Raw genomic sequence first — 9,191 nt, forward strand, 5'->3', positions numbered from 1 at the left:
GAGCGGGCCCTACTGTTGTCGTGGGTCAGCCCTTGGTCTTGGCGAACAGCGCGTCGAGCTTGTCCTCGTAGGCGTGGTAGCCGAGGAAGTCGTACAGCTCGGCGCGCGTCTGCAGCGTGTCGATGAGGTTCTTCTGGGTGCCTTCGCGGCGCACCGTCTCGTAGAACTTCAGCGCGGCCTTGTTCATGGCGCGATAGGCGCCGCAGCAGTACAGCGCGATGTCCACGTTGGCCGAGCGCAACTCGTCGGTGGTGAAGAACGGGGTGGAGCCGAACTCGGTGAGGTTGGCCAGGATCGGCACGTTCACCGCCGCCTTGAACTTGCGGTAGTCGTCCAGCGTCTTCATCGCCTCGGGAAAGATCATGTCCGCGCCGGCCTCGACGTAGGCGCAGGCGCGATCGATCGCCGCGTCGATGCCCTCGGCGGCGGCGGCGTCGGTGCGCGCCATGATCACGAAACCCGCGTCGGTGCGGGCATCCACCGCGGCCTTCACGCGGTCGACCATCTCCTCGGTCGGCACCACTTCCTTGCCCGGACGATGACCGCAGCGCTTCTGCCCGACCTGGTCCTCGATGTGCACGGCGGCGACGCCGACGTTGATGAACGACCTGATCGTGCGCCCGATGTTGAACGCGCCACCCCAGCCGGTATCGATGTCGACCAGCAGCGGCATGCCGGTGGCGTCCACGATGCGGCGCGCGTCGGTGAGCACGTCTTCCATCGTGCTGATCCCCAGGTCCGGCATGCCCAGCGAGTTGGCGGCCACGCCGCCGCCGGACAGGTACAGCGCCTTGTAGCCGACCCGCTTCGCCATCAGGCCCGCATAGGCGGTGATGGCGCCCATCACCTGCAGCGGTGTCTCTTCGGAAAGGGCGGCGCGGAAACGCGCACCGGCGGAGGCTTGGGCTGTCATGGGGAATCTCCTGAATCGCATAGTGTAGGCGACGGGGTCGGGCGCGGTGCTGCGACGCGACAGTGCACACCCGTCGTGGCCAGCCACCGGTTTTCGCTGCCGCGCACTGTAGGCCGACGAAATAGGTTGATCAATCTTGATCAAAATGATCAACATATCGACATGGCCAGCGACTATCTCTCCGCACAGGACGCAGCCGAACGCCTCGGCGTCAGCCTGGCGACGCTCTACGCGTACGTCAGCCGCGGCAAGATCGACTCTCGCCCCGGCCCCGATGGCCGCAGCCGGATCTATCTCGCCGAAGACGTCGCGCAACTGATCGAGCGGCGCCAGGCCGGGCGCGGTGCGGCGCAGGGAGCGGCGCACAGCCTCACCTGGGGACTGCCGGTGATGGAGACACGGATCTCGCTGATCCGCCCGCACGGCCACTATTACCGGGGGCAGTCTGCGTTGGCACTGGCCCGGGACGGCGCCTCGCTGGAACAGGTGGCCCGGCTGCTGTGGGACGCACTGGCGCAGGACCCCTTCGCTGCGCCGCCCCGGCGCAGCTGGCCGGCGGAAGTCGCCGGGCTGATGCGTCATGCGGACCTTCCGCCGCTGGAACGGACCGCCGCCGCACTTCCCCTGCTCGGGCTCAGCGCCGACTATCCGCACAGCAGCGATCCCGAACAGCAGCGCCTTGCCGCCGCACAGCTTCTGCGGGAAACGGCCGCCCTGCTCTGCCGGGCGGAGCCGGATGCGCAGCCGATCCACGCCCGTGTGGCCGCCTGCTGGCAACCGAACGCCAGGGAAATGCCCGAGCTGCTGCGTGTCGCGCTAGTGCTGTGTGCCGACCACGAACTGAACGCCTCGGCCTTTGCCACGCGCGTCGCTGCATCCACCGGAGCCAGCCTGCATGCAGCGGTGGGGGCCGGTCTGGCGGCTCTGTCGGGACCGAAGCACGGCGGCGCCACGGCTCGCGCCCATGCCCTGCTCCGCCAGGCGTCACGGGAACGCGATGCCGAAGTGCTGGTGCGCGACCTGCTCCGCCGTGGCGAACCGCTGGCCGGGTTCGGGCATCCGCTCTATCCCGAGGGGGATCCCCGCGCATCTTTGCTGCTCGATACGCTGGCACGGCAGCATCCGCGGCGGAGTTCGGTCGCAAGCATCCAGCGGCTGACCGGCGCGGTGGAGGCCGCCTCCGGGCAGCATCCCAGTCTGGACTTCGCATTGGCAGCAATCGCCATCACCTATGGCTGGGAGGCCGGACGCGGCCTGGCCGTGTTCGCCGCCAGCCGCATGGCCGGCTGGCTGGCCCACGCCCTGGAGCAGCGGGCGGAGGGCGGACTCATCCGGCCCCGCGCCACTTACGCCGGCCTCATGCCGCCCCGGACAGAGTGAAGTGCGGGAGCGAATATCAATAGATAAAGCAAATCGACACTATCCAATCAATCGATTTGCTGCATCGCACAGCAAGCCCGTAAGCTACAAGCATTGGCTTCGGCGATGCCCGCCGCGCCAACCCACCATCCACCAACCACAGGAAGCTGCAATGTCCCTGATCAACACCGAAATCAAGCCGTTCAAGGCGAATGCGTTCAAGGATGGCAAGTTCATCGAAGTGACCGACGCCTCCATGAAGGGCAAGTGGTCTGTCGTGATCTTCATGCCGGCCGCCTTCACCTTCAACTGCCCGACCGAGGTCGAGGACGCTGCCGATCACTATGAGGAGTTCAAGAAGGCCGGCGCCGAGGTGTACATCGTCACCACCGACACCCACTTCTCGCACAAGGTGTGGCACGAGACCTCGCCGGCGGTGGGCAAGGCCAAGTTCGCCCTGGTCGGCGATCCGACCCACCAGCTGACCCGCGCGTTCGACGTGCACATCGAAGAGGAAGGCCTGGCCCTGCGCGGCACCTTCATCATCAATCCGGAAGGCGTGATCAAGACGCTGGAAATCCACGACAACGCGATCGCCCGCGACGTCACCGAGACCCTGCGCAAGCTCAAGGCCGCCCAGTACGTCGCCGCCCACCCGAACGAGGTGTGCCCGGCCAAGTGGAAGGAAGGCGAGAAGACCCTCGCCCCGTCGCTGGACCTGGTCGGCAAGATTTGATGCCGCCCGGCGCGCGCATCGCCCCGATGCGCGCGCCCGGTCCGCGACTCTCCCGGCCCCTTCGTTCTCCCATCGAACGCTCGCGACGCCCGGGGTTTCCCCGGGCGCTCGCCAGACTCACCCCATCACCAGGGATATCGCCATGTTGGACGCCAATCTCTCCGCCCAGTTGAAGGCCTACCTCGAGAAGGTCACGCAGCCGATCGAGATCGTCGAGTCGCTCGACGGCGGCGCCAAGTCCGCCGAGCTGCACGAGCTGCTGGAAGAAATCACCGCGCTCTCGGACCAGATCACCCTGGTGCGTCGCGATGACGACGCGCGCAAGCCCTCCTTCGCGATCAACCGCGTGGGCACGGACGTTGGCGTGCGCTTCGCCGGCATCCCGATGGGCCATGAATTCACCTCGCTCGTGCTCGCCCTGCTGCAGGTCGGCGGTCATCCGTCCAAGACCACGCAGGACGTGATCGAGCAGGTACGCAACCTCGATGGCGAGTTCGTCTTCGAGACCTATTTCTCGCAGTCCTGCCAGAACTGCCCGGACGTGGTGCAGGCGCTCAACCTGATGAGCGTGCTGAACCCGAAGATCAAGCACGTCGCCATCGACGGTGCGCTGTTCCAGGACGAGGTGGACGCGCGCCAGGTGATGTCGGTGCCCACCGTCTACTTGAACGGCGAGGTGTTCGACCAGGGCCGCATGAGCCTGGAGCAGATCGTTGCCAAGCTCGACACCGGCGCCGCCAAGCGTGACGCCGAAAAGCTCAAGACCAAGGACGCCTTCGACGTGCTGATCGTCGGCGGCGGCCCGGCCGGCGCGGCCGCGGCGATCTACAGCGCGCGCAAGGGCATCCGCACCGGTGTGGCCGCGGAGCGCTTCGGCGGCCAGGTACTGGACACCATGGGCATCGAGAACCTGATCTCGGTGCCGCACACCGAGGGCCCCAAGCTCGCCGCCGCGCTGGAGCAGAACGTGCGCGAGCACGAAGTCGACGTGATGAACCTGCAGCGCGCCACCAAGCTCATTCCGGCCAGCGACGCCACCGGCGGCCTGGTCCAGGTGGAACTGGCCAACGGCGCGGCGCTGAAGTCCAAGACCGTGATCCTCTCCACCGGCGCACGCTGGCGGCAGATGAACGTGCCCGGCGAAGACGCCTACCGCAACAAGGGCGTGGCCTACTGCCCGCACTGCGACGGTCCGCTGTTCAAGGGCAAGCGCGTGGCGGTGATCGGCGGCGGCAACTCCGGCGTGGAGGCGGCGATCGACCTGGCCGGCATCGTCAGCCACGTCACGCTGATCGAGTTCGACAGCCAGCTGCGTGCCGACGAGGTCCTGCAGCGCAAGCTGCGCAGCCTGCCGAACGTGGCGATCCTGCTCAACGCGCAGACGACCGAGGTGCTCGGCGACGGCCAGAAGGTCAACGGCCTGACCTACAAGGACCGCGTGAGCGGCAACACCCACACGGTGGAGCTGGAAGGCATCTTCGTGCAGATCGGCCTGCTGCCGAACACGGAGTGGCTGAAGGGCACGCTGGAACTGTCGGCGCGCGGAGAGATCGTCATCAATGATCGCGGTGAGACTTCGCTGCCCGGCGTGTACGCCGCCGGCGACGCCACCACGGTGCCGTACAAGCAGATCGTCATCGCGATGGGCGCCGGTTCCACCGCCGCGCTCAGCGCCTTCGACCACCTGATGCGCCTGCCGGTGGCGGAGCGCGAGAAGGTGACCGAAGCGGCCTGAAGAATCCCCGCAGGGCGCAAGAAGGGAAACGGGACGGCAAGCCGTCCCGTTTTTCTTTGCGGCAGCCCCTTACAGCGGGAACGGAGCTTCAGCTGCCCAGGTCCGGCCCCCGCTCCAGCGCCTTGCGCACCTCGTCGAGCGAAGCCGGATCGTCCAGCGTGGACAGGTCGCCCGGATCGGTGTGCTGCACCAGCGCCTGCAACGAGCGGCGCAGCAGCTTGCCCGAGCGCGTCTTCGGCAGGGCATTTACTACGTAGATGCGCGCGGGCCGGGCGATCGGGCCGAGCTGCTCGGTCACCGCCTGCTGCATGCCGCGTGCCGCCTCCTCTGACGAGGCGGCGGCACCCTGCTTGAGCGTGGCGAACACCACCGGCACCTGCCCTTTCAGCTCGTCCTTCATGCCGATCACCGCGGCCTCGGCCACTGCGCTGTAGGTGGCGACGGACTCTTCGATCTCGCGCGTGCCCAGCCGGTGCCCGGCCACATTGATCACGTCGTCGGTGCGGCCAAGGATGTTGGTGTAGCCGTCCGCGTCGCGGATCGCCCAGTCCAGCGAGCTGTACAGCAGCTCCCTGAAATGGCTGAAGTAGCTGTTGACGTAGCGGTCGTCGTCGCGCCAGACCGTGGTCAGGCAGCCCGGCGGCAGCGGCGGCACCATCACCAGCACGCCCTTCTCGCCCGCGGCGGCCTCCTCGCCGGTGGCCTCGTTGATGACCTTCATCCTGTAGCCCGGCGCCGGCAGTCCGGGCGAGCCCCACTTCACCGGCTTCAGTTCCAGGCCCGGCATCAGGGTGAGCACCGGCCAGCCGGTTTCGGTCTGCCAGTAGTTGTCGATCACCGGCACCCCGAGGCCATCGGTGATCCAGTGCGCGGTCGGCTCGTCAAGCGGCTCGCCGGCGAGGAACAGCCACTTGAGCGAGGAAAGATCCGCCTTCTTCAGCCACGACACATCCTGCTTCTTCAGCAGGCGGATGCCAGTGGGCGAGGAGAACATGGTGCGCACGCGGTACTTCTCGCACAGCCGCCACCAGATGCCGGGGTCAGGGTTGGTCGGAAGCCCTTCGTACAGCAGCGACGTCGCGCCGACGATCAGCGGGCCATATACGTTGTACGAGTGGCCCACCGCCCAACCGACGTCGGAGGTGGAGAACATCACCTGCCCCGGCCCGATGTCGAACACCAGGCGCGTAGACATCGCCATCGCCACCGCGTAGCCGCCCACGTCGCGCTGGATGCCCTTGGGCTTGCCGGTGGTGCCGGAGGTGTAGAGCAGGTAGCTGGGCTCGTTCGATTCGAGCCATGCCACCGGCACCTCGTCGTTCATGTGTTCGGCGCGCAGGCGGGCGTAGTCGACGTCGCGACCGGCGACCCGCTGCATGTCCTTGTCCAGCCCGCGGCTGACGATCAGCACGTGCGGTGGCGGCGCCTTCGCCTCGGCCAGCGCCGCATCCACCAGCGGCTTGTACGGGATCACCTTGCCGCCGCGCATGCCGGCATCGGCGCAGATCAGCAGCTTCGGTTCGGCGTCGTCGATGCGCAGCGCCAGGTTGTGCGCGGCAAAGCCGCCGAACACCACCGAGTGGATCGCACCGATGCGCGCGCACGCCAGCATCGCGTACACCGCCTCGGCCATGTTCGGCATGTAGATCACCACGCGATCGCCGCGACCGACGCCCAGCCCCTTGAGGATGCCGGCAAAGCGGTTCACCTCGCGGTACAGCACGCGATAGCTGATCTCCTCGGTAACGCCGGTCTCGGTGGAGATCGCCACCAGCGCCAGCTGCTCGCCGCGCTCGGCCAGGTGGCGATCCACCGCGTTGTAGCAGAGGTTGGTGGTGCCGCCGACGAACCACTGGCGGAACGGCAGCTTCGTGGCATCGAGGATCTGCTGTGGCGGCGTCTCCCAGTGGATCAGCCTGGCCTGCTCGCCCCAGAACCGTTCCGGCTCCTCGACCGACAGCCGGTAGAACTCGTCGTAGCCCATGAAACCCTCTCCTCCTCGACTCGCTAAAGCCTAGTCCAGCCTCCGGGAGGCGGCACCGCGACAAAGGTCGAAATCGCGATGGCCAAACCGCTTGACCCTCACGTAACGTGAGCCCTTAGCGTGGTCGCCACGCAGGACGGATGGAGATATGGACGATGCGGCTGACGGTGGGCGAACTGGCGAAGCGTAGCGGGCTGACCGTGCGCACCTTGCACCACTACGACGCGATCGGCCTGCTGCGCCCGTCCTCGCGGTCCGATGCCGGCTACCGGCTTTACGGGCAGGCGGACATCGAACGCCTGCACCGCATCCAGGCGCTGCGCCAGCTGGGCCTGGCGCTGGCCGACATCGGGCAAGCCCTGTCCGGAACGCAGCCGCCGCTGGCCGAGGTGGTGGACCGCCAGATCGCCCAGCTCGACCGCGACCTGGCCGATGCCGCCCGCCTGCGCGAGCGGCTGGTGCACCTGCGTGCACAGCTGACGTCCGGACAGTCCCCCGACCTGGCCGACTGGCTGGACACGCTGGAGCTGATGACGATGTACGAAAAGTATTTCACCCCCGAGGAACTGAAAGCCCTGCCGCTGCACACCGACCCGGACGTGTTGCCGGCCTGGAGCGCGCTGGTGACTGCCATGCAGTCGGCGATGGATCGCGGCGCCACGCCGGATGACGCCGACGCGCAGCAACTCGCCCTGCAGTGGATGGAAATGGTCGGCCGCGGCACCGGCAACAACCCGGCCTTCCTGTTGCGCCTGCGCACGATGACCGAAGACGAACCGGGCATGCGCGAACGCAGCGGCATCACGCCGGCGCTGGAACGGTTCGTGGAGGAATCCATGGTGAGCGCGCGGCTGGCAATCTTCGCGCGCTACCTCGACGAGCACGAAATGCAGCGGATGCGCCAGCACTACGGCAAGCAGATGTACACCTGGCCCGAGCTCATCGCCGAGTTGCGCAACGCACTCGCCGACGGGGTGCCCACCCACGATCCGGACGTGCAGGCCTTGGCGCAGCGCTGGATGGCGATGTTCCGCGAATACGCCGGCGACGATCCGGCCACCCACGCGAAGATCCGCGAAGCCTATGCGCGCGAGCAGGACCTGCGCAGCGGCAGTGCAGTCGACGATGCCTTGCTCACCTACGTCCGCGAAGCCGCGACGAGCGCGATGGCCCGCCCACACTGACGGCCAGCACGGCGTGCAGCCCCGGTTGTCGCGCCGTGCTCTTATCCGCCCTGCAGCTCGGACAACTGCTGGCGCAGCGAGGCCACCTCCGCTGTCAGCTCCGCCACACGCCGACGCAGCTGCTGCAGTTCATCCTCCGCGCCCGCGGCCGCATCCGGGTCGGCCGCGGGAATCTCCTTCGGCTTGCGCCGCGATTCGCGCACGCGCTTGGCGGCCTCCTTCAGTTCCCTGTCGCCGCCGCTGGCCGCCGCGCGCTGCTCGTCCTCCGGCAGGCTGGCCACGGCCGCTGCGGCGTTGATCGAGATCGTGCCGGCCTTCACCGCCTCCACCACCTCGGGCGCGGCTTGCTTGCGGATCTTCTCGATCAGCCCCACCTGCGTGTTGCTCAGGCGCGCAGCCTTCGCCAACGCCTCGCGACTGGGCGGTGCCTCCACCGGCGCTTCCGGCGTGCTGACTGCCGGTTCGATCACCGGCGCCGCATCTTCCGTGACGGTTTCCGCGTCTTCCGGAACCGGCGGAAGCGGAGGCAATGTCACCCGCGCCTGTGAGCGACGCGCGGCAAGGATGTCGCGCTTGCGCAGCGCCAACTCGCCACGCTGGAACACCGACAGGCTGCGCCGCCCCAGGTGCTGGTCGATCATCCACAGATGCACGTCGTCCATCGACTGGAAATGCGGATGCTGCACGGCCTGGAACGGCAAGCCATGCTTCTGGCAGATCGCGTAGCGGTGATGCCCGTCGACCAGGATCTCGCCCCACAGCACCAGCGCATCGCGGCAACCTTCGGCGAGGAGGCTGCGCTCCAGCGCCTCGTATTCCTCCGGCGTCATCGGCTCGATGTAGGCCTTGAGATCTTCGTTGACAACGATGTCCATACAGCGCGCACCCACCATGCAAAACGGCCGCATTTTAGGGACTGGGGGCGCGTTGCGCTGCCTTGTATTTCGGCGCGCTGCGTGTCTCGAACAGAGGCGCTGCGAAGCGAGCCGTCCGAAACTCCCTTCGGGAGTCGAGCGGGTCGGGACGAAAAGGCCCGCAGGGGAACGGGCAGGACGCCCGTTCCTTTTCGTCAGGGCAGGAGCCCTGTCGAAAAGCCCGGCCCGACCCGCGTGCCTGGAGCGCCGCAGGCGCGGAAGGACGACGGACGCAGGGTGCCGTTCTCTTTGGTTGGCGGTGTCAATCTAGAAGTGCACCATCGATGGCATCGGCCAGATCATCTCTGCCCATGGCACGGATGAACATTTCTGCAGGGCAGTGGTAATCGAGAGTGGCGCGTGGCC

The 9,191-nt window shown here is 67.4% G+C and carries 7 protein-coding genes; 4 read left to right on the forward strand and 3 right to left on the reverse strand.

The window, feature by feature from the left end:
* Positions 1 to 25 precede the first annotated feature (25 nt).
* A complete protein-coding gene (prpB, locus tag NC595_RS20210) occupies positions 26 to 913 on the reverse strand; it encodes a methylisocitrate lyase (RefSeq protein ID WP_253569182.1) in 888 nt (295 codons plus the stop codon).
* Between the two features lie 75 nt (positions 914 to 988).
* On the opposite strand from prpB, the gene NC595_RS20215 reads away from it, so the two are divergent.
* The 3 genes from NC595_RS20215 to ahpF all read left to right on the forward strand — a co-directional run bounded on the left by NC595_RS20215 (position 989) and on the right by ahpF (position 4,743).
* Positions 989 to 2,293 (forward strand): citrate/2-methylcitrate synthase, encoded by a 1,305-nt coding sequence (locus NC595_RS20215; RefSeq protein ID WP_253569183.1) that lies wholly within the window; start codon positions 989 to 991, stop codon positions 2,291 to 2,293.
* A gap of 151 nt (positions 2,294 to 2,444) precedes the next feature.
* Positions 2,445 to 3,008, forward strand: coding sequence for an alkyl hydroperoxide reductase subunit C (gene ahpC, locus NC595_RS20220; protein WP_253569184.1), 564 nt, complete (start codon positions 2,445 to 2,447; stop codon positions 3,006 to 3,008).
* A 142-nt stretch (positions 3,009 to 3,150) separates the two neighbouring features.
* A complete protein-coding gene (gene ahpF, locus NC595_RS20225) occupies positions 3,151 to 4,743 on the forward strand; it encodes an alkyl hydroperoxide reductase subunit F (protein WP_253569185.1) in 1,593 nt (530 codons plus the stop codon).
* Positions 4,744 to 4,831: 88 nt separating this feature from the next.
* On the opposite strand, the gene prpE is transcribed toward ahpF, so the two are convergent.
* Positions 4,832 to 6,727, reverse strand: a complete 1,896-nt coding sequence (gene prpE, locus NC595_RS20230; RefSeq protein WP_253569186.1) for a propionate--CoA ligase — start codon at positions 6,725 to 6,727, stop codon at positions 4,832 to 4,834.
* Between the two features lie 155 nt (positions 6,728 to 6,882).
* On the opposite strand from prpE, the gene NC595_RS20235 reads away from it, so the two are divergent.
* Positions 6,883 to 7,911 carry a MerR family transcriptional regulator gene (locus NC595_RS20235; RefSeq protein ID WP_253569187.1) on the forward strand — a complete coding sequence of 343 codons (1,029 nt, stop codon included), beginning with the start codon at positions 6,883 to 6,885 and terminating at the stop codon, positions 7,909 to 7,911.
* Between the two features lie 41 nt (positions 7,912 to 7,952).
* Here the strand turns inward: NC595_RS20235 and NC595_RS20240 are convergent, their stop codons facing one another.
* Positions 7,953 to 8,786, reverse strand: coding sequence for a ParB N-terminal domain-containing protein (locus NC595_RS20240; protein WP_253569188.1), 834 nt, complete (start codon positions 8,784 to 8,786; stop codon positions 7,953 to 7,955).
* Positions 8,787 to 9,191 lie beyond the last annotated feature (405 nt).

The sequence above is a fragment of the Dyella lutea genome (genome assembly GCF_024158035.1).
Classification (GTDB): Bacteria; Pseudomonadota; Gammaproteobacteria; order Xanthomonadales; family Rhodanobacteraceae; genus Dyella_A; species Dyella_A lutea.

What these genes read in the sequence shown, in the direction of transcription:
- prpB (WP_253569182.1), bottom strand. Translation starts at nt 913, where the DNA reads ATGACAGCCCAAGCCTCCGCCGGTGCGCGTTTCCGCGCCGCCCTTTCC.
- ahpC (WP_253569184.1), top strand. Translation starts at nt 2,445, where the DNA reads ATGTCCCTGATCAACACCGAAATCAAGCCGTTCAAGGCGAATGCGTTC.
- ahpF (WP_253569185.1), top strand. Translation starts at nt 3,151, where the DNA reads ATGTTGGACGCCAATCTCTCCGCCCAGTTGAAGGCCTACCTCGAGAAG.
- prpE (WP_253569186.1), bottom strand. Translation starts at nt 6,727, where the DNA reads ATGGGCTACGACGAGTTCTACCGGCTGTCGGTCGAGGAGCCGGAACGG.
- NC595_RS20235 (WP_253569187.1), top strand. Translation starts at nt 6,883, where the DNA reads ATGCGGCTGACGGTGGGCGAACTGGCGAAGCGTAGCGGGCTGACCGTG.
- NC595_RS20240 (WP_253569188.1), bottom strand. Translation starts at nt 8,786, where the DNA reads ATGGACATCGTTGTCAACGAAGATCTCAAGGCCTACATCGAGCCGATG.